The following is a 17,952-nucleotide window of genomic DNA, read 5'->3' on the forward strand; positions in this document are numbered from 1 at the left end:
AGAAAGGGAGCATCGCGTCTGGGACGCGTTGGGCTCCATGGGAGAAGCCTTTGGGGACGGCGAATGAAACGTTTATAGAGTGCTCGATCGCAGTCGGGAGCTCAGACCATGCGGTGCGCGCGGCCTCCGCATGCAACCTTCCGATGTGTTCGGACCCTGTCCCTTGAACGGGTAGCCCTTCCAATGGCAATCCACTCAACTGCTGCACGGGGAGCTGCATCGGTACGAGGTCACCGGAAATGCCGATTTCGCTCAGCGGTTGCTGAGTGACGGCGGCTTGCGGCGTATTGAGGGCCCTCTGCCTCTTCGCCGGTGTCAACAGCGCTGTGGAATGTTCATTGTTGATGATGACCCACCCGGTTGGTAGGTGGTCGCCCTGGCCCGGATCCAGTGAGGGCCGGATCTGCTGTTGGCTGGCAGTTAATGCTGGCGGGGCGGCGGCCTCAACCCCGGCGTGCCCAGAGGCGGTCGCTGCGAAAGCGTCCGCCACGATGCTGTTGAGGTCACCCGGTCCAGCGGGCATCCTTGGGCCGCTGAAAAAAGACGAGGCGGCTTGATCATCCTCCGCTCGCTGAAGCGCTTCGCGGAACCCGTGTTCCAGTCGCAGAAGCTTCTCTGGATTGGTTGGCGATTCGTAAGCTTCATCGAACAGCAGGGCCTCGGCACGCCTATGCGACGCGGCCTCCGCATCGCGAACCCGCTCCAGCGCTAAGCGGAGATAGCGGTCGACTGGAAACAACGTCCCGGCAAATTTGATCCGCGAATCATGATCCAGCCCAGAGATCGTCAGGCCCTGACTTTCAAGCGCCTCAGAAAATCTGCGAAGACTACGACCATAGACAACACGGGTGCTTGAGGCCAAACTGCTGTCACCTGTCACTAGTTCTATCACGCGCGCGTCTGCCTTTGAGGGCACCGGCACCGGCCGCCGGCCAGGTCCAGATGCCGAATAGCCCGGATCATAATATGCACGCAGGACGCTCAACGCCGTCCTCATACCAACGTTTTTCGGAAAGAAAGCATTGACGTGATTGACCAGGGATTGGTGATCTTTTAGATCAGTCGCTAAGCCACGAGCGCCGAGATCATTCGCCAATCGGCGAAGCGCAGAAGAGTATATTCGGAGCGTCGGCGCTTTAGGGTGTTGCTGAGCCGCAGCGTGGCCGATCGCCTTATTAATAACGTCCCGGTGCTCGTCGGATAGATGGGGATAGTGGATAGCAGGGGCGCCCACGGTAACTGAATAGCCCGGCTCATGATACGCACGCAGGACATTCACAGCCTTCTTCATTTCATCGTCGTTCGGAAAGAAAGCATTGGCGTGATCGACGAGGGATTGGTGATTTATTAGATCAGTCGCTTGGCCACTAGCGCCGAGATCATTCGCCAATCGGCGAAGTGTATACGTGTATTTTTGGAGCGTGCTCTCTCTATATTTTTGCTGATCCGCAGCGTGGAGGATCACTTTATCAATAAGGTCCCGGTGTTCGTCGGAGAGATGGGGATAGTGGGCTTCACGGGTGCCACTCGCGACAGGTTCATCTTGGAGCGGGTCGGCCCCGTGCTGCTCAAAGCTCACTTGCGGGGCCTGGCCCGCATCCGGCAAGAGGTTATAGCTGCCCGAGAAAGGGAGCATCGCGTCTGGGACGCGTTGGGCTCCATGGGAGAAGCCTTTGGGGACGGCGAATGAAACGTTTATAGAGTGCTCGATCGCAGTCGGGAGCTCAGACCATGCGGTGCGCGCGGCCTCCGCATGCAACCTTCCGATGTGTTCGGACCCTGTCCCTTGAACGGGTAGCCCTTCCAATGGCAATCCACTCAACTGCTGCACGGGGAGCTGCATCGGTACGAGGTCACCGGAAATGCCGATTTCGCTCAGCGGTTGCTGAGTGACGGCGGCTTGCGGCGTATTGAGGGCCCTCTGCCTCTTCGCCGGTGTCAACAGCGCTGTGGAATGTTCATTGTTGATGATGACCCACCCGGTTGGTAGGTGGTCGCCCTGGCCCGGATCCAGTGAGGGCCGGATCTGCTGTTGGCTGGCAGTTAATGCTGGCGGGGCGGCGGCCTCAACCCCGGCGTGCCCAGAGGCGGTCGCTGCGAAAGCGTCCGCCACGATGCTGTTGAGGTCACCCGGTCCAGCGGGCATCCTTGGGCCGCTGAAAAAAGACGAGGCGGCTTGATCATCCTCCGCTCGCTGAAGCGCTTCGCGGAACCCGTGTTCCAGTCGCAGAAGCTTCTCTGGATTGGTTGGCGATTCGTAAGCTTCATCGAACAGCAGGGCCTCGGCAAGGTGCTGCTCAACGCCCATTTGTCGCGCCTGGACCGCTTGCCTCCCCTCTTCCACGCCGGCGTCCTGCACGGAAGCTGTTACACGGGATGGGTTGCTATTTAGCGGGTCCATACTAGCCTCACATCAAACTGTATCGTCAAAGTCCCTGCGTCAATTCAGGCAGCGGGTCATCGAGATGAGGTTCTGCCGAGAGCCCCTCGTCTGCTATCGTCAAGGGTGCCGGCTCCGGGAGGACGCCCGCCTGGCTTTCGAAGATGCGTTTCAGAATGCGATCCGAAAAATATCGCAACTTCCTCAATTGCAATGGTGGCAGACCTTTGATGAGCACAATCTCGTAGTCGTCATCGAGCAGCCGAACCTGTTCCGGACGCAACAGCGGTGCACCTTGATGCGATTTCTGAATGTTCCAGTCGAACGTTCGCGCTTGGCTGTAGGAAATCGATTTGGCTTCAAACGTGTATTCACCGATGGCCTTGGAAATGTAGTTCGGAGTCTCGTCATCGGCAGTGGCCATGAACACTTGCAGGCCGGTATTGCTGAGAAAATTCTGCTTGCCAGCCTCACCATAGCCGCCCGTAAGTGCCGAGAGGCTTTGGATGATGAGCATGAAGCGACCCTTGTAGCCGGCGATGGTCGTGATTGCGGTCTCGATCGCCTCCAGCTTACCCAAGTGTTTGAATTCATCGAGCAGAAACAGGACTTCGTATTTTTCATCCCGGCGAGGCATCGAACGCTGTAGAATTGAAACGACTTGCTGAAAGAACAGGCGGATCAAAGGCGCGACCACCTCAAGATCGTTCGGACTAACGCAAAGATAGATGCACGTTTTGCGACGGCGAAGATCATAGACCGAAAAATCTGAGCGACTTGTCGCTGCCTTTACAGCGGGATCCGCCCACAAATTGAGCCCGCCATCGCCGAGGACGGACGTGTAGGAGGTTAGGATTTTTGTATCGTTCCCGGCCATGTCGTCGAAGATGCGTTGCGCCTCTTTGTTCCGGGTCTCCATGGCGAGTCGCGCGAAGAGCTTAAACTTCTCCCCCGGCTGGGCGAAGAGGTCATAGACGGCGCCGATTGTTGGCGTGCCCCGCTCGATGCAGGCAAGGATCCCCGCGACAAAGAGATCTCGCGCGCCGTTGACGAAACCTTCCGCGCCCTCCCCCTTCGCCGTAATTAGGTTTGCCGCCAAGCGGCGGGCCTCGGTGAATTGCTGCTGTGGAGGCAGCGCAATAAGGTCCAATAACGGATTAAAGCAATTCGTGCGCCGCTCAGAATCCAGCGGCGCAAATTTGAACACCTCGGCGCCGGCAGCCTGGCGCGCCCTCGAGGTAAGCTCAAAGAGCTCCCCCTTGACGTCGAGAGCTATCACCGAGCCTTTGAATGTAAGTAGCGTTGGAATGACTATGCCGACGCCCTTACCAGCACGGGTCGGTGCGACGATAAGGCTGTGAGGCTGCTCGCCATTGGTTAGGTAGTAGCCAGGCCAGAAAGGGCCACTCGTCTTGCCAAATACCGGGCCTGTTACGCCACGGTATCGTCGTAGATAACCCGGGCGTCTCATCTCATCCACTCGCGCCCAGCGCGCCGTCCCGTGATGTTCGAGGTTGCGCCGTATCATGATCTGCTGAATCAGCAACACGACCGCGGACGTTGAGAGCACGATAGCTACGCCCCGATAGAAGACGGGGGTTGCGAAACCCAGATAGAAGGGCGTCTCAAACCAAAAGGCACGGACGTCAAATGTCATCAAAGCCGCGCCGCTACGCCAGTGGCGGAGCGTTGCGTACAGACTTGCCGCGCAGAAGCCCAAGGCGAGCGAGCACGCGATGCTAAGAGCTATGTTGGGGGTCGTTTTTGTTGAAGCCATCGTTTGGTAGCTAATGCTGCGCTTGCTTTCAGACACTGGACCGACGTCGCGCGATGTCGCCGCTCGACAGATCCATGCCAGAGCGGGGGGGGGGAGTCGATGCTTGCATCGCACCACCCAGCAGACGTTGTTTTTGAAATTTACCCTAAAGCAGGTGCGTCAACGGCCAGCGAATTGGAAAGGGCAAGGCCGTGGACGGAATTCGGGCAGTATGCGTCACTTACCATGGCCGAGACCTCAACGGCCGGAGCGATCTCTGCTTCTGGAGGCAGACATTAGATCCTCTCGGGCGTGATTGTAGGCTTGGCTTATGGACTGTCCGACTTGACCACCCCGCCGCAGCTGTTCATGGGAGGTTTGCGGGCCTACTGTATCACGGACTGAAGCCGCAATACCTGCTATGCGGTCGTCCAAATTCGCACTCCGTTCCTCTGCTGCATGCTGCGGCGGAGGCATGTTCTGCAACAGGCCATGCAGGTCGGGAAGTGAGTTAGCTTGCGCTTGCTGATTTGCGTCCAGCTGGTGATACGCGGTCACAATTGCATTTTGGGCGGTCACCTTGACCATGTGGTGCTGATGAGGATCAGCAGCCAATTCAATGGCCTGCTCAAAAATGCGCGATTTATTTTGGTCATTAAACTTACTGAAGTTTTGCGCCACAAACATAACCCCTAGAGCTTGCTCCATTGGGTCCATATTGCCAATGCGATTAACAAGAGCAGTCTGCTTCTGGGGCCCTAGAAAATGGCCTACATTACTAGCCGCTTGGACTTGGAACAATGCTACATCATCCGGGGCGAACCCCAATCCGGCCGTCAATCTGTCGACCAGATCGTTGGCTGCTCGTCCGAGCTGGTTGTTGCGCCTATCAAATCTGCCGAGGTCAGATTCTTGCCCGGGTGCCGCGTCCTGAAGGGCACGTCGCATTTGCCTCTCGGCGGATTTGAAGCTCCCAAGATCGCGTGCTGTATCGCGCGGGTTAGCGGTTACCAACCGTTCGGCAACATTGGTCAGTGGCCCGCCTGGAAGGCCATGGTGGTTGCGCTGTTCCTCGGCCCTCCTCCCGTCGCGGGATGAACTTCCAGCTGCACGTTTTGGTCTGCTATCGCGATCCATTGATCGGCCTCCAAAGGCGTTTCTCTACCCCATGAGGTTACCACCCAAGCTTGATCTGCTAAACCAATATGGTGTTACACTTGTAGTCTCGCAGAGGCTTCTCCCAGCTCTCTGGTCACCGCGAGAGCCCATCTAAGCCAAAGGAATATGATGAGTTGGGCTCAAGGGCTATGCATGTTTCGCAGCACGGATGGCACGCCGTGCCGCCTCTTTCGCCTGCTCCTACCGCCGTTGGAAAATCCCGGCATGATGTCGTCCGCAGCAGCTTCTCCTTTGAGAGCAGGCGTATATGTTGGAGTGTTTCGATGACGACCATCGCCTTTTCCGGCCAATCACCCGGGCTGTCCTCCTCTGGCAAGCAAATCAGTCACGACCTGGTCGGCAATTTGCACAGCGCCGCGCGCAACGCCGCCCGTCCTCGACGCGGCCCGCCTGTCGTGCAGCGGCAGTCAGCGCCAGCGCTGGCGACCGGGGCCGTCCGTCCTGCCCGCGGGCTAGATCGAGCGAGCCGATCGCAGCTCTAGACGCAATCGCGACATCTTCAATTTCAATGCCTTGGGCCGCCGGGTTCTCTCAACGAGAAGCGCCACCTCCGGTCGCGGCGCTGCTTGCAAGCGAATGAGAACAGGCCGCTGCGCCTGTGGACACCTCATAACGAGGCATCGTTGGCACGTGTTATGGAGGGTGACCGGTTGCAATTGCCGCGCAGCGCCCCAGCAGCGCGACGATCTCGAGATCGGTTTATATCTGTGGCCGCCGGTGCGCCTCGCCGAATATGGTAGTTGCCGGAAATCGGTTGCCGGCTCGAGAAGGTTCTCATTTTTCGGCGAAGGGTCGCCGCCCTTACAGGCAAACTCGTCCCGTTTCTCAAGGGTATGAAGGACAATCTCTGCGCCAAATCAACGCAACCTCAGTCGATTCCGGTCACTGAGGCAAGTCTCGCCGCCTTGGCTGATCGCGATTTCAGCGCTTACCCCGCAGCTCGGCTTCGGCCAAAGCTCTGCGGGTCGGCCGTGACCCGCGATGTTGGCTGTCGGAAGACTCTGACCGATCACAACGGTCGGGATGAAGGATGGGAAACGCTCACAATAGTGATTCCGCAGCACAGACGTTTTGGATACTCGGCGATGATCCTGGCAGACCGCAAGCTTAGGATTTGATCGAGGTAAGGAGTGGTCCCGACCAGAGAGGTCGTAGCTGGGGCGCATGCGACGTCGACGCAGCCCTTTTCATATGTTTCGAACAATCCGTCGCTGAAGGGAACGAGTTCAACTTGGTCACCAAAGATGTCCAGCGTGGCTTGATGGGTCCAAGTACCCTGGGGCCAATGTACCCGGCCCTCTTGATCCCCGAGGTGTTAATCGCTGGAGGCCGCTTGAATTGCTCGTTCATTCTCCGGCCACGTCGATCGAGAGAGCGTCAGACCCACATCCCAGGAACAATCACAATGGCGAGGTTCACAGCAGAACATGAGAAGCCGGGAACGTGCCCCTCTTCTCCCGCAAGCATCTTGTTTCAGTAGGAATTAGCAGCTTCCCACAATCTGCTCCCGCGGCGACGGGATCCATGTTCTTGCCCGCTCTTTGCGCCGGTCGGTGGCACGTCTGCCCGGCTCTTGCCGGGCAGACGCAGAAAAGTTCAGCCAGCTTTGCTGAGACTGCCAGCGGAGGACTTGCCGGTACGCCGGTCCTGTTCGATCTCATAGTTGATCTTCTGGCCCTCATTAAGGGTCGAAAGGCCCGCTCGTTCGACAGCCGAAATGTGGACGAAAACATCCTGACCGCCATTGTCGGGCTGGATAAATCCAAATCCTTTGGTGCTGTTGAACCACTTTACCGTTCCGGTCGCCATTATTGTATTCCTCTGTAACCATGTCGATGTGGGCAGGCCATAAGCCAGTCCGCTTCATATCCGAGATTTCAGGAGCAGCAAAAGCGAAAATTGCAAAAGCCCGCTCCAATCGCAAAGGGCTCGCGCCCTCGGCGTTGGAGGCAGCGTCGGCGCCGGAATCGGTATCGCTTCGGCGTGCGATTCAGCGTTGTTTACAGCCCCAGTTTCCTTTTGAGTTCCGCGTTCTCCTTGCGCAAGCGTTCCGCGAGCAGGCTCTTCAGCCGCTTGTTTTCTCCCTCAAGCGCCACGAGGTCCTTCAGATCGTCTCCATTCGATGCAGCCGGCGCAGCCTTCTTCCATTGATAGTACGTCTGTTCCGAAATGCCGGTCTGCTTTACGGCAGCTTTGTGAGTGGCGCCGCCACTAATCGACTTCTCTATCTGGGCGAGCATCTGGGCACGCTCCTTTTCAGAGTAAATCTTCCGAGTCCGCACGGCCACTGCTGGTGCTTCCTTCGCCTGAGGCGCCGTATTGGCGGCATTCTTCCGAGCAGCCTGCCTAGGCTCAGCGTCCGCCTTCCGCAGGCCTTTCTTTTTTCCAGGCGTCTCCACTTTGGCTGCCGCTTCCGTTGCTGTTATTACTGATTCGGCATCCAAGGGATTTGCCATGAGATGCTCCGCTCGTGGTTTGTGCATGTCTTCAGCATCAAGCGCTACGGCACTAGAGTCAACAAGGCGACCATTTGGCAACTCCATCTCCTTTAGTTCCCTTGTTGTCTCGGCCATTGCTGCGGAGAGATCGACATCGCTCCAGATGGAACGACCCCGGTTGTGAGAACTGCGCTTTTGTCTGATCTCGACGGTGAACGGTCTGGTCTGCCGCCTCATAGTTTCTTCCTTGTTGGACGAATTGCGCGGAAGTCGCGGCAGACGACGAACGAACGTCTGGCCCTTCTGCTGTCGCCCCAGCTATACGCATGCGACGGCACGAGCAAGCCTGCTGGCCACTCGCATCCTGAACAGACCGTTTTTATGAAGCATGTGAGCAGGTAGGCTGACCGCTATGAACTTTCGCCTCATCGCTCGATTGATTGTGAGCAAGCGCCGAAGGTTGATCCGCAAGCTGATTGCGATCAAGCGCATGACTTTACTGGTAAGTTCATAATTTTGGGAGGTCACTACCGGCGCCGATGGTACCTCTCTTTTTCATATTGCGATGGTGGATGAACGGGTTACGGTCAACTTGTCAGGGGATCAAAACTTCGGCGCTCATTCGCAAAGAGTGTCATGTTGTCGAAGACCCACTGTACCTCAGAGGAACTCGACTTTGCTTCGCAATCGGAGGCTTGCTCCGTCTGTTGCAGGAGCACATGGACTGACCCCATGGTGGACGCGTCTTAAAAGTCTGTCTCATCAAGGTCAGCCAACTCGAGCAATAATTGCCGATTGAATTGCCGCTGCCGTATATAGGGAAGCATCTAACGACAAATTCCCAAATGCAAGTTGACAAAGGAGGTAGTTTGCACCTGCCTCTCCAGCTGATCAAGAAGAGCTTGTTCCCCAGAAGCTGTCGTTCCTACTACGCACAATTCCTTCTCGATTGCCCAATCGAAAGTCAGCGGCAGGTTTGGTGGTGTCGGCATTGCGTTGAGATCGTAAAGTAATTTAAAGCTCTTAAGCCACCCTTCGTAAGCGGGTACGGCGAGTGAACGTACATCTGTTTCAGAACGCCCAATCACGACCGTTCGGAGCAATCCAAGAAATGGCGCTTGGTCGCCCGCGTCGCTGGCGTGCTCTCGACCGGCGCGGAAGGCATCAGTAATTCTGCGAACAGAAAAGGAAGGTCCCACGCGCGCGATGTTCACGCCATTCGCAGCGGCCCAGGCTTCCGGTTCGGGTCCGTTCGTGGCGATCCAAGTCGGCGGATGCGGACGCTGATGAGTTTTTAGCGTCAACGGAACGCTGTTCAACTCGAAATGGCGGCCTCGATAGGATAGCGTGCCGCCTTTCAGCGCATTCATAAGAATTTCGCTGGCTTCCGCATATTGGTCTCGCGCCGCGTCCGAGCCGATGCGGCTGGCAACGCCATCCGGGAGGGGAGCATGGCTGTTCCAGCGCACATTGATATGACGTGTCGGGCCTGCGGCGGAGAGGGCAGATTGAAGCGTTGGCAGGCTGACCAGGTGGACCTGCGCGACGACGAAATTGTGGAGTGCCCGACGTGCAAAGAGCGCGACCCTGAATTATGCAGTACCTGTGGGGGCAAGGCGAGATACCCCGCTGGTTTGCCGACCAGCTCTAGAAGTGAGCCTCCGACGAATTACGTTATGGCGAATGGAACGGTGCGGAGGCTGATGCCGGTCACGACCGGCCAAGCTTCGCCATTTCTTTCTGAAAGAAGGGCGATCGGTGACGGCACCCAAGCTCCACCACTACGTCCCGCAATTCCATCTCCGCCGGTTCGCTGACGAGCGGGGCGGGCTGTGGGCGTGGGATAAGCAAAGCGATCGCATGTTCCGGAGCTCGCCGAGCGGAATAGCTGCCGAGAAGCAGTTCTATTGGCTGACGCAATATGATGAGGACGGCAACGATCCGCTGACGATGGAGAAGCAGCTGTCGCAGATGGAGGGCGAGGTCTCGCTTATCACCGACCAGTGGCTCCAATGGCTCTCCCAAATGAAGGCGCTCGACGCTCTACCAATCCCGCGCATCAATCGCTGGCTCGTTGCGCGGTATCTTGCGGTCCAGATGCTGCGCACGCTCGACACGCGCGATCTAGTATCGGCGATGGCTCAGATTGACCGCGGCGAACCGGTCGACGCAATGGAGGCGCGTGAGCTGCATACTGAACTTATGTGGGATCCGCGCGTGGTGGAAAAATTGACGAAGAGGTTCATGAAATCGGTCTGGATCTTTGCTCGCAACGACAGCGCGACGCCGTTTGTGACCTCAGATAATCCCGTCGCTTTTCGCAGCCCCGACCACCGACAATGGCTACGATCCCTAGCGCTGGTGCCCGGCGCGTATCTCGTATTTGCGCTGTCACCCGGCGTGGTGCTCTATTGCCACCCGCCCGTGGGACCGTTCCGCAAGCTGGGCAAATTTGCGAATCGCTTGTCGCCGGTTGTGTTGGACGACCAGATGGTCGAGAGCGAGAATAGCGGTCAGGTGTTCATGGCCTCACGCTTCGTGCTGTCGAAACGGCCCGAGTTTAAGGCCGAACGCGCCTTTGCCCGGACGATCGGCGCCAATATCAACGCGCCGTCCAACTGATGCCCATCAAAATTGCCATCGAGCGCGATCGGCCTCGAATTTACAGTTCCGCAACGAGGCGACCAGCCTTGATGGGTTGGGTCCAGGCGCAAAGCTGCCGTTGAAATCGGATTTGCGTCGGCTTGAGTCCGATCCGGCGGGTCAGCCATGCTGATGGTGTGGCTAAATGAAAGGCGCGCTATGGTCGAGGCTGGAAGAGGCCCGATGGGTCGTTAGACCGATCATTCGCAGCCAATTTTCCAATGACCGAAAGGGGACCGTTAGCCGACAGTCCGGTTGTGGCTGAGGAATTCGGCAAAGCGGTCATTGGACTGACGACCCAAGTCTCCTCGTTCAGCCAATTTGATCCCAACGCGAAAGGCAGCCGTTGCCGGACGACCAACCCGCCGAGCGCTTAAATCTTGGGCGATCAGGTCAGGGTTATGCAACGAAGCGCACAACGCCGCCGTCCACCCGGAGCGCCGCTCGGCGGTCGATTGAAGACGAACCCAGAAGGTCGACGGCATATCTGCGCGGTCACGCCTTGCGCCCGCCCTTTCGAGCCGCCTCCGGTTTTGTCCTTATGCGAAGCGTCCCGCCTTCGGGTCGTTCGATCTCGAATGCGTTCGTCTTGCGGACGAGATCGCTTAGCTTGCGAAAGCCGAAGGTGCGGGGATCGAAGTCGGAAGCCAGATTGGCAAGCCGCGTTCCGACCGCACCGAGCGGAACCCAGCCATCCTCGGTTTCCATCTGCGCGATGGTTTTGCGGATGATCGGCACGGCCGCGGAAGGCGGCTGCAGTGGCTTCACAGTCGATACGGCTTCAGCCTCGTTTGCAGGCGCGGAAGCCAGCAGATTCTCGGTATAGACGAATCGCCGGCATGCCTGGCGGAAACTCTCAGGCGTCTTCTGCTCGCCGAAGCCGAATACGTCGATGCCCTGCTCGCGGATGCGGGCCGCGAGCCGGGTGAAATCGCTGTCGGAGGAAACCAGGCAGAAACCGTCGAACCGGCCGCTGTGCAGCAGATCCATCGCGTCGATGACGAGCGTGATGTCCGAGGCGTTCTTACCTGTTGTGTAGGCGAACTGCTGCTGGGGTACGATTGCGTGCTTTGAAAGGACGTCGGCCCACGCTTTCGAGCGCGAGCTGGAAAAATCGCCATAGATGCGACGCACGCTGGCCTCGCCGATCTTGGCGATCTCCTCGAACAGCCCATCGGCGATCTTGGCCGAGGCATTGTCGGCATCGATCAGAACGGCAAGGCGTGGTGAGCGCGGCTCTGGCGGCATCATGGTCTTTTCCTTAGCGCTGTTCATGCCACCTGAAGTTCTTGCTCTCAATGTCGATGATTTCGCCGCAGTTCGCGCATTCAATCTGGGTGTGAGTACGAATCCAACCGACGAGGGTCTTTGCCTGATGATGGCAACGGGGACATTCCACGTCGATTTCGAAGCTGTCCGACTCGCGCTGCGTCATCGCCATGCCTCAGCTTTCGTCAGCAGCGGGCTCTCGCTGTTCTTTCTGCTCTATGGATAATGGTTTCTCCTTCGCGGCTTTCCCCGCAAGCTTGGCTTCTTTCTTGGCCGCCTTGGCCTTGTCTCGTTGACTGCGCTCGTACCGATAATTCGGCTTCATCGCCATTCAAACTCTCCCTATCTGGTGGATCCGTCAGGCCGAATGCCGGCTGAGGATCGCAATCCGGCCAGCGCGTGGCTCCAACCGCGCAGTCGCTCGCCAGGCTCAGTAAATCTCAACCGTGCGGTCGTAGCTGATCCCCGCCCCCTCAAGCGCGGTGAGGAATGCAGCACTCGCGTCATCGGGAGCGCCATCTAGGGCGCAGCGCTTCATCGCGTCTGTCCAGGCCAGGCTGTCGTTTCCAGGCCAATGGTCAAACAGGAAATCCGAAGCCTGTGCTAAGGACTCGATCAGCGTGAAGCCGCTCGGGCCGGCGACATAGACAACCACGGGAACCCGGAATTTTTTTGCAGCCATCGCGCACCTTACGCCCGCTTGCATGGAAAGACGAGGTAGCGTTCGATTGTCGACCAGGCTTTGATCGCGGAAGCTGCTACCTGAAATCGGCGGCGGTCAAAGTGTAGGAGTCGCGGCGGTGGCGAGCATAAACCTTGCCAGCCATCTCCTGGATGGAGGTCCGCAAGCCATCGAATGCCGCAAGATAGGCCGTCTCTACGCTGGCTTTCCCGCCCAGGGCAATGCCATTTTTGGCCAGAGCCTCGGCCTCGACGAAGAAGCGGATTTGAAACATGCCGTCGTGACCGACAAAGTAAACGCCGTTGCGCTCCTGGTCAAAGCTTCGGCTGGTGTTCGGGAATGCGAGCGTCATCACCGGTCTGCCAGATTCTCGGGCGCAATTAAAAAGCGCGCGGCGATCCTCTCCTTGCGGCGCTCGCTGCTGCAAAAGTTGAGAAACAGCATGCTTTTCGTCGCTTCCGAACGGCTGAGCCCGATCATGGCGGCGCCGTTCACATGCGCCGGAATGCCCGTGAAGACGTGATAGACGGACCAGGAACGATCGGCTTCGACGCGACGGCCATATTGATGGTCCCCAAAGTGGCATGGTTGGGCGCCCCCTGCATCGAGGTGATGGGTGCCAGTGTTCATGATATCGGCCCTTTGTCTATGTCCGCCGGCGCGGCGATGATGCTGGAATAGATGGTCGTGCCGTCGGCGTCGGCGATGGCGACGGCATCTGGCCACTGGGGCATGTTCAATGTCCTTGCCAGATGCCGCGCGATCTCGATCGCCGCGTCGCGGTCGGCCGCGTCTACGGTTTCACGGCCGACGACGGCGTGCGCGTCGTCGGCAACGCGCGTCCGATAGAATTCGATCACGACCTTCATAGGAGTCCTGTTTAGCGAAAACATCCTGCCATCAGCGGCCATTGCTCTAGGCTTTGCGCCGGAAACACTTCCAACCTTCAGCGGACGCTTTTGCCGCTCCGGCTTTCGGCTCCAGCATCTCCGTTCCTTGGCGCATGTCCGAATGTGCTTTCGATAAGAATCTTTCCGCCGTCCGACGCCTCGTCCATCGATTCCAGCATGTCCTCCGTCACCACCCGCTCGTGCGGTTCAGCGTCACTGCGGATGCGGTATTGCGGCGAGTTTCCCCTCGGCGGAAGAGCAAGCGTCACACGGTAGAGTTCGCCGGTCCTCGGGCCCGTGCCTAAACCGCCCTTCAGTCGAACTGACTGTCCGATATCGAAAAGACGTGCCAGAGCTCCGTGCTGGATTGGTCGTGCATTGCGCTGCAAGAGGGTGGTCATAGTTTTCTCCGGTTCTTTTGAGCGGCGCCTCGACTGAGGTTGATTAATCCGCTCCCTTGCTGCATCGACCCCTTCGCGGATCGCTGGCAGGTGATGAATGTGGTTAGACAGCGCCGTTCGGTGCGGGAAGCTTCCGAGGGACTTCTCATCGAGATCGACGCGATACTTTGCGGCCGGCTGCGCACATCGAAGCCCCGGCAAAACAGACGATGGATCGGGGCAAATGACGGTTTGCGCGAGCGGTCACTTGCGACTTCCTGCAGAAGTGGAGCGCTCCATCCGCTTCAATTCAAGCCCTCAAAACAATGCCTGATGCCGCCAGTACATCCGTGGTCCGTGCCGGCATTCCATTTCAGGGTTCGATCCATTCGAGATGCCCCGCCGCGAACAGCGCAATGCAATCCATATCGAAAATTCGGAGCAGAATGGCGAGGCCTTCGATATGACGAAAGCTAGGTCGGCCAAATCAACGAGCTTCATATATGCGCTTCAATTGCGCTGGGAACAAGCGCTAGCAGCTTTTTATTTTTCTCTGCTAAGTGAAATTCCGAAGACGAGGGTATGAGATCAGCATAAAATTATCTCATCCACGGGAAAAAAGTTCGAGACTCGCAATTAAAACAAGCGACAAATAGCGTTTTTCGGCGAATATCTTCGATGGCTGCTATCTATCGCAAGGCCGGCGGTCTACGGTGAGACATGCGTACCCATTCCGCCACGAGAATGAAGTTGCCTAAACTAGGTCGGGTGATAGCCTTGCCAATATGGAGCCTGGCGTCCCGCACACAAACGGCGCCGTGGCCGTGGTTGAACCGCGACGGGTGTTCGGCAAGCTCGCCACCAAGCGGCCATTGGCTGTCGCGGTGGCGCGGGCTGGCGCGAAGGATACGATGGCCGTGCGCGCGAGGGCGGCGCTCTCTTCGCACGGTCAACTGGCCGTAAAAATATATGTCGCGCTCTGGATGGTCGCTCTGCTTGCCTCGGTTTTTCTCATTGTAAAAGGCTGAGCAAGGTCGGCATAGTCGAGAGGCGAAACGTCAAGGACGCGAACATGGCAAAACGCTATGAGCTTCGAATGGACGAGCCGAACAGTTGAATATTCGGAGGAGTCCCACCGGACTTCCTAATCGCGACGCGACCGATACCGCGATCCAGTGCTCCTTCTGGGCGACTTCGGTCCCCCATGCATTTCAGTTGAAAGGGAATACCCATGAGAACCATGACAACACCGGATGCCCCCCCTGTCGCGGCGGTTGCGCTGGCCAAGTCATCCCGGAATTTGTCGGCTCGGCTGACGATCAGAACCGACGAAGCGGCAAGGCGCAAGATCGCTGACACCGACGGCACCCTGAGGCGGGCACGGGCACTTGCGGAACGCAACCGGCTGATCTGAAACTGCTTCCCGATTCCGGACAGAGCAGCCTGAACGAACAATGCTACCTAACCACGACCTATCGGCTGACCAAGGTGATGAGCGACTGCTTGACGCTTTGCGAACAATGGCGAAACGGTATCGGGGCGGATCGTCTAAATCAGGTGAGGAATTGGTCGAGCTGACACTGCGGACTGCGATCGAAAAATATGACTGTCGACCGGCAAACATGAGCTTATATGGGTGGCTGCATAGCATCATGCAGCGGCATATGAACTGATTGATAATGTCGGATAGCTAGCTGCTAGCTTCGTCGGATTGACCGCCACATCGCCTCAAGGCAACCGCGGGCACCTCTCACCTAGCACAAACTCGGATTATGTCCCTGGGTTGCGAGGAATGCTTGTCCCGCGCAATTCCGCAGCGGCTAACCAGTGGGGCCGAGAGCAGCGGAGCTTTCCATCTGCGTCCGGAACCAGCGTAGCGTCTCGAGCGTCGAGGGAAGCGCGTTCTGCTTTCGGGCAAGAATTTCCAACTCCCTGAAGCGCAACGCGAACGGCCTCTGATCCGGAAGCGCATGCAACAGCGAACTTACGATAATTTTGAGGCCGTCTATTTGGCCCTGCATTTCAAGGCGCAGGTCTGTGTCGGTCATCAAGTCTCTCCTGAAGCTTGGAATCGTATCCTGCCCAAGGAAGAGGAGCGGCCGTCTGCGCACCCAGTTCCTGTTGCCGCTACTGGCGTAATCGCTGGGCAGCACGGAGCGTCAGAGCCTTTCGCCCTTCCGAAACTTGGTCAGGAATGAGCGCCACTTCCGCTTGGCGGCGCCGTCACGGAGTCGCAAGATACGCGGCGCCATGAAGTGAACGACGGCCATTCCGCTGCCGTGCCGTTCGGCTTCGGCAACTGAATGCTGATCGTAGAGAGCATCGTCCATCGATGCGACGTCCTTGCCTTCGAAGGCTTCAAGCGCGGCTCTGCAGCGCTTGAAGCGCTCCATGAATGCATCGAATTCCCCGCGTGAGTCTTCATCCAGCCGGAGCGATTGCAACTCATCGAGGGTGAGCTTTTCCAGGATCGACGGCCGCGGCTTCGCCGCGCGACGCAGCGGCCTTTTCCCTGCCTGTACGGAAGACGCTATATGCTTGGCGGCATCAGTCATTTGGATTTCCCTTGGATTTGCTGAACTGGCAAGTCAGCGCCGCCCAATCAATGATTGACAGCCGGCGGAGCCGTGGCACGTGCGCTTGCCGAGGTGCTTCTGGTACCGGCTCGCACTCAAGCATCGAAACGAAAAGGCCGAGCAGTGCCCGGCCTCTTGATCGGAATTTGCAGGGCACCAGTACATCCGTGGTCGCCGCGCAAAATTCTGGAGTTGGTCAGGCAGCCTGAAGCTGCTCAGCCGCCATCTTGCCGGACTTGCTGTCACGAACCATCTCGTAGCCGATCTTCTGGCCTTCGACGATGCTGGTCATCCCAGCGCGCTCTACAGCGGAGATGTGGACGAAGACGTCCGAGCCGCCGTTGTCGGGCTGGATGAACCCGAATCCCTTGGTGGAATTGAACCATTTTACTGTGCCGGTGGTCATGATGAACCCTTTCCTCAGCAGCATTGCTCTCTCGCGATGCGGATGCACCGGGAGTAGAAATCGAGATTTGTGGGAAGGAAGATCGTAGACCAGCGCCGAAGCACGAATAAACAAAGTCCAAACTTCAAAAGTCGATTGGTTTGTGTACCTGCAACGGATCTGACTGTCCAGCTTTTGTTTCGTCCTGCTGCAAACGCATGAACTAGCGCACTGGTTCTAGCTTGTGACCGCAGGGAGTACGAAGCGAGAAGCGCCAAGGGGAAGACGCCGGCCTGCCTTGAGGTTCAAGTTCGCCTCCGAGCTGCTCGACCAGCGACCGCACCAAACCAAGGTTAGCACGAAAGTCGCAGATGAACCTGCTGCCGAGTACTGCGCATCCGAATGACAGGTTTCACGATCAGTATGCCGGACGCTGAACGTCCGGGATGAGGCACCGGCGCAAAGCGGTCATTCGTGAATGATCTCGTTTGGAGCCTTAAATCAGGATGGCCCTTGAGGATGCTGCCACTCTGAAGTCCGATCGCCAACTTCAACTCTGGCTTGGCCGGCTTTTTAATCTGGCAGCCTTGTAACAAACTGCCTAACAAGCGACGAGACCCCCCGCGCCGCCTAACATAGAGAGTTATGGGACCGACAGGTCCTATTCCGGAACCGAACCTATCCACAGAAATATTTTATTGGTATTTCTGTTGGTAGCTGCGGCGGTGACCCTTCCCTACGCATTTGAAAGTCAAGCGGGATTTTCTCCACTGGGATTCCGCCTCTGGGCACCATCTTACCTCTGCAAGGCCGTATTTCTCAACGATTTCAGGGCTTCGCCTTTCCCAGCGGTCCACATTCCGGTACACCGGAGGTCCACAATGGGGCTTGTTTTGAAGCACGTAGTCCAGACGAAGGCCGGCACTTGGCATTACCGAAGAAGGCTCCCACGAGACGTTAGTGCGCTCGTCGGGAAGAATGAGTTCAAGCGATACCTCGGCGAGACAGAGCGCGAGGCGCTGCGCAACTACCCGAAGGTCCATGCCGAATTTGAGAGAGTGGTGGCGGCTGCGCGAAGGGAGGAGCCCACGGCTTCGCTTGCCAGCGCCACGCCCTTGGAGTTGCATCGAATGGCAGAGCAGCGGGCGAGAGAGCTGGCGGCAATGACCGTCCACATCGGGGGCCGTGAGCTGCCCGGTAGTCACCCGGATGCCGCTGACGTGATCCGCGAAAGTCACCTGTCCAGGCAGAGCGATGCGGCGGGAGATGAGGAGGGCCGCGCCGTGGCTATCCTGTCCAGCGGCGGGATGCTGTCTCGCCCTGCCCCCACAATTGAGGATGCCCGAAAGCTCTATCTGAAGGAGCGGGTGGTCG

General features: G+C 57.9%; 18 protein-coding genes and 3 pseudogenes. 4 read left to right on the plus strand and 17 right to left on the minus strand.

Annotated features, from left to right (window positions below; all coding sequences use genetic code 11):
* From CK215_RS31630 to CK215_RS21920, 6 genes and pseudogenes are all read right to left on the minus strand, one after another.
* Positions 1-2,308, minus strand: a pseudogene (locus tag CK215_RS31630) (hypothetical protein); the annotation flags it as partial.
* A 118-nt stretch (positions 2,309-2,426) separates the two neighbouring features.
* Entirely contained in the window at positions 2,427-4,157 is a 1,731-nt protein-coding gene (virD4, locus tag CK215_RS21890) for a type IV secretion system ATPase VirD4 (protein WP_095832222.1), read from the minus strand.
* A gap of 237 nt (positions 4,158-4,394) precedes the next feature.
* Entirely contained in the window at positions 4,395-5,273 is an 879-nt protein-coding gene (locus CK215_RS21895) for a hypothetical protein (RefSeq protein ID WP_095832134.1), read from the minus strand.
* A 1,638-nt stretch (positions 5,274-6,911) separates the two neighbouring features.
* Positions 6,912-7,124, minus strand: coding sequence for a cold-shock protein (locus CK215_RS21905; protein ID WP_095777381.1), 213 nt, complete (start codon positions 7,122-7,124; stop codon positions 6,912-6,914).
* A 191-nt stretch (positions 7,125-7,315) separates the two neighbouring features.
* Positions 7,316-7,990, minus strand: a complete 675-nt coding sequence (locus tag CK215_RS21910; RefSeq protein ID WP_245322484.1) for a transposase — start codon at positions 7,988-7,990, stop codon at positions 7,316-7,318.
* Positions 7,991-8,521: 531 nt separating this feature from the next.
* Positions 8,522-9,174: pseudogene (locus CK215_RS21920) on the minus strand (LLM class flavin-dependent oxidoreductase); the annotation flags it as partial.
* Positions 9,175-9,511: 337 nt separating this feature from the next.
* On the opposite strand from CK215_RS21920, the gene CK215_RS21925 reads away from it, so the two are divergent.
* Complete coding sequence (locus CK215_RS21925) at positions 9,512-10,375, plus strand: DUF4238 domain-containing protein (protein ID WP_170950351.1); 864 nt, start codon at positions 9,512-9,514, stop codon at positions 10,373-10,375.
* A 516-nt stretch (positions 10,376-10,891) separates the two neighbouring features.
* Here CK215_RS21925 and CK215_RS21930 read toward each other — a convergent pair.
* The 8 genes from CK215_RS21930 to CK215_RS21960 form a co-directional block, all read right to left on the minus strand.
* On the minus strand, positions 10,892-11,644 hold the full coding sequence (locus tag CK215_RS21930; protein ID WP_095777586.1) for an NYN domain-containing protein: 753 nt from the start codon (positions 11,642-11,644) through the stop codon (positions 10,892-10,894).
* A 13-nt stretch (positions 11,645-11,657) separates the two neighbouring features.
* Positions 11,658-11,837, minus strand: coding sequence for a hypothetical protein (locus CK215_RS30850; RefSeq protein WP_095807864.1), 180 nt, complete (start codon positions 11,835-11,837; stop codon positions 11,658-11,660).
* 3 nt (positions 11,838-11,840) lie between these two features.
* A complete protein-coding gene (locus CK215_RS31385) occupies positions 11,841-11,996 on the minus strand; it encodes a hypothetical protein (RefSeq protein ID WP_095777384.1) in 156 nt (51 codons plus the stop codon).
* A gap of 99 nt (positions 11,997-12,095) precedes the next feature.
* Positions 12,096-12,347 carry a DUF982 domain-containing protein gene (locus tag CK215_RS21940; RefSeq protein WP_095832223.1) on the minus strand — a complete coding sequence of 84 codons (252 nt, stop codon included), beginning with the start codon at positions 12,345-12,347 and terminating at the stop codon, positions 12,096-12,098.
* Between the two features lie 76 nt (positions 12,348-12,423).
* Positions 12,424-12,699, minus strand: coding sequence for a DUF1488 domain-containing protein (locus CK215_RS21945; RefSeq protein ID WP_095829214.1), 276 nt, complete (start codon positions 12,697-12,699; stop codon positions 12,424-12,426).
* The gene (locus CK215_RS21950) at positions 12,699-12,977 is read right to left on the minus strand and encodes a hypothetical protein (RefSeq protein WP_095829134.1); all 279 of its coding nucleotides are present in this window, start codon (positions 12,975-12,977) and stop codon (positions 12,699-12,701) included. Before CK215_RS21950 ends, CK215_RS21945 begins: the two co-directional genes overlap by 1 nt.
* Positions 12,974-13,216: a hypothetical protein gene (locus CK215_RS21955; protein ID WP_095829135.1), complete on the minus strand. Its 243-nt coding sequence runs from the start codon at positions 13,214-13,216 to the stop codon at positions 12,974-12,976. Before CK215_RS21955 ends, CK215_RS21950 begins: the two co-directional genes overlap by 4 nt.
* A 77-nt stretch (positions 13,217-13,293) precedes the next feature.
* Positions 13,294-13,638 (minus strand): hypothetical protein, encoded by a 345-nt coding sequence (locus CK215_RS21960; RefSeq protein WP_095829215.1) that lies wholly within the window; start codon positions 13,636-13,638, stop codon positions 13,294-13,296.
* A gap of 797 nt (positions 13,639-14,435) precedes the next feature.
* Here CK215_RS21960 and CK215_RS21965 point away from each other — a divergent pair.
* Positions 14,436-14,645, plus strand: a complete 210-nt coding sequence (locus tag CK215_RS21965; protein ID WP_095777588.1) for a hypothetical protein — start codon at positions 14,436-14,438, stop codon at positions 14,643-14,645.
* A 203-nt stretch (positions 14,646-14,848) separates the two neighbouring features.
* Positions 14,849-15,031, plus strand: a complete 183-nt coding sequence (locus tag CK215_RS21970) for a hypothetical protein (protein ID WP_095832136.1) — start codon at positions 14,849-14,851, stop codon at positions 15,029-15,031.
* Positions 15,032-15,437: 406 nt separating this feature from the next.
* Here CK215_RS21970 and CK215_RS21975 read toward each other — a convergent pair whose 3' ends face one another.
* The 3 genes from CK215_RS21975 to CK215_RS21985 all read right to left on the minus strand — a co-directional run bounded on the left by CK215_RS21975 (position 15,438) and on the right by CK215_RS21985 (position 16,623).
* A complete protein-coding gene (locus CK215_RS21975) occupies positions 15,438-15,665 on the minus strand; it encodes a hypothetical protein (protein WP_095777389.1) in 228 nt (75 codons plus the stop codon).
* Between the two features lie 111 nt (positions 15,666-15,776).
* Entirely contained in the window at positions 15,777-16,172 is a 396-nt protein-coding gene (locus CK215_RS21980; protein WP_095832137.1) for a hypothetical protein, read from the minus strand.
* Between the two features lie 217 nt (positions 16,173-16,389).
* Positions 16,390-16,623 carry a cold-shock protein gene (locus CK215_RS21985; protein ID WP_280950716.1) on the minus strand — a complete coding sequence of 78 codons (234 nt, stop codon included), beginning with the start codon at positions 16,621-16,623 and terminating at the stop codon, positions 16,390-16,392.
* Between the two features lie 836 nt (positions 16,624-17,459).
* Between CK215_RS21985 and CK215_RS32410 the strand changes: the two are divergent.
* A pseudogene (locus CK215_RS32410) lies at positions 17,460-17,645 on the plus strand (DUF6538 domain-containing protein); the annotation flags it as partial.
* Positions 17,646-17,952: the final 307 nt, after the last annotated feature.

It is taken from the genome of Mesorhizobium sp. WSM3864 (assembly GCF_002294955.1).
Classification (GTDB): Bacteria; Pseudomonadota; Alphaproteobacteria; order Rhizobiales; family Rhizobiaceae; genus Mesorhizobium.